Origin of the sequence: Vibrio sp. M260118, assembly GCF_036533755.1 — a bacterium.
Classification (GTDB): Bacteria; Pseudomonadota; Gammaproteobacteria; order Enterobacterales; family Vibrionaceae; genus Vibrio.
The window spans coordinates 1-1,527 of sequence record NZ_JATABG010000560.1 but is presented as its reverse complement, the minus strand read 5'-3'; the positions used below and the strand labels follow the sequence as shown (position 1 = coordinate 1,527).

The 1,527-nt window shown below is 44.0% G+C and carries 3 protein-coding genes; all 3 read left to right on the top strand.

Annotated features, from left to right (window positions below):
* Window positions 1–2 precede the first annotated feature (2 nt).
* On the top strand, window positions 3–518 hold the full coding sequence (gene gmhB, locus QTO00_RS19560; RefSeq protein WP_331426232.1) for a D-glycero-beta-D-manno-heptose 1,7-bisphosphate 7-phosphatase: 516 nt from the start codon (window positions 3–5) through the stop codon (window positions 516–518).
* A gap of 38 nt (window positions 519–556) precedes the next feature.
* On the top strand, window positions 557–904 hold the full coding sequence (locus QTO00_RS19555) for an MliC family protein (protein WP_331426231.1): 348 nt from the start codon (window positions 557–559) through the stop codon (window positions 902–904).
* A gap of 70 nt (window positions 905–974) precedes the next feature.
* On the top strand, window positions 975–1,527 hold a 553-nt coding region (locus QTO00_RS19550; protein ID WP_331426230.1), incomplete at its 3' end, for a LacI family DNA-binding transcriptional regulator.

Sequence of the window (1,527 nt, the reverse complement as noted above, 5' to 3'; positions counted from 1 at the left end):
GCGTGATCAACGTTGATCACGGCTATGTCCACGACGAGCATGATTTTGAGTTTATTGATGGTGTATTTGAAGCGGCCAAGAAGCTCAAAGATATGGGCTATCAGTTGGTGCTTGTGACCAACCAGTCAGGTATTGCACGTGGCAAGTTCAGTGAAGATCGCTTCCTATCGTTGACTCAGTGGATGGATTGGAACTTTGTCGATAATGGTGTTGAGTTTGATGGTATCTACTACTGTCCACACCATGCTGAACATGGGCAAGGGAAATACAAGCAAGACTGTGAGTGTCGTAAGCCAAAACCAGGTATGTTTATCTCTGCACGTGACTTCTTAAAAATTGATATGGCTAACTCAGTAATGGTTGGCGATAAAGCAGAAGACATGATGGCAGCAGAAGCGGCTGGCGTAGGAACCAAAATCCTGGTCCGTACTGGAAAACCAGTGACAGAGAAAGGCGAAGCGATCGCTTCAGTTGTTCTTGATAGCATTAAAGATGTCCCAGCCTATTTAGAACAATAAGCAGGGACTTTGGCGCACTTTGTTTTGTTGGGGGAGTTATGAAATATCATCATTGGTTGCTGGTCGCAGCAGTAACAGCAAGCCTTAACGCTTGTTCCTTCAACAAACCCGTCAGAAACACCGTTTATCAAGGCGATTTCATTGCTTACCAGTGCAGTAGTGGTGGGGCGTTTCAGTTGGCGCTGATGCCAAACGAGGACAAGGCGCTGTTAAGATTACCTGAAGGTGACTATCGTATGGCTCGAGTGCCATCAGGCTCAGGCACTAAGTATATTCTAGATGATGGTACTGCTAAGGTTAAAAATCCTGTTACCCTTTATACTAAAGGCAATGAAGCGCGATTAGAAGTTGGTGTTACTGTCTATAAGAATTGCATTGGCCAATAGAACGATTACGATAGCACTGCAGGTAGCGTATGGCTGCCTGTTTCCATCTGACTATTAGACCCAGTTATCTATGAGTAAAAAACTTACCATTCTTGATATTGCCCGCTTGTCCGGTGTGGGTAAATCAACAGTCTCCCGTGTTCTGACTAATGACCCAAAGGTTAAACCTGAGACACGTGCTAAGGTTGAACAAGTGATTCAAGAGTCTGGTTATGTTCCCTCAAAATTTGCTCAAGCAATGCGTGGTGGCAGCCAAAAAGTGGTTGGTGTCATTATCTCTCGTCTTGATTCTCCCTCAGAGAATAAAGCCGTTGGCAGTATGTTGAATACTCTGTACGCCGAAGGTTATGACGTAGTGATCATGGAGAGTCAGTTTGATCGCATAAAAACCAATGATCATCTCGATGTGCTGAAAAAACGCAATGTAGATGGCGTGGTAGTGTTTGGTTTCAGTGACTTTGACATTTCAAAGCTAGAGAGTTGGCATAATCGATCTGTCGTGATTGCCATGGATACGGATCAAATCTCTTCGATTAACTACGACAACAAGCAAGTTATCGTCAAAGCGTTAGAATTTCTCACTGAGAAAGGGCTTAGTGATATCGCTTTTATTGGTGTTGATC

What these genes read in the sequence shown, in the direction of transcription:
- QTO00_RS19555 (WP_331426231.1), top strand. Translation starts at nt 557, where the DNA reads ATGAAATATCATCATTGGTTGCTGGTCGCAGCAGTAACAGCAAGCCTT.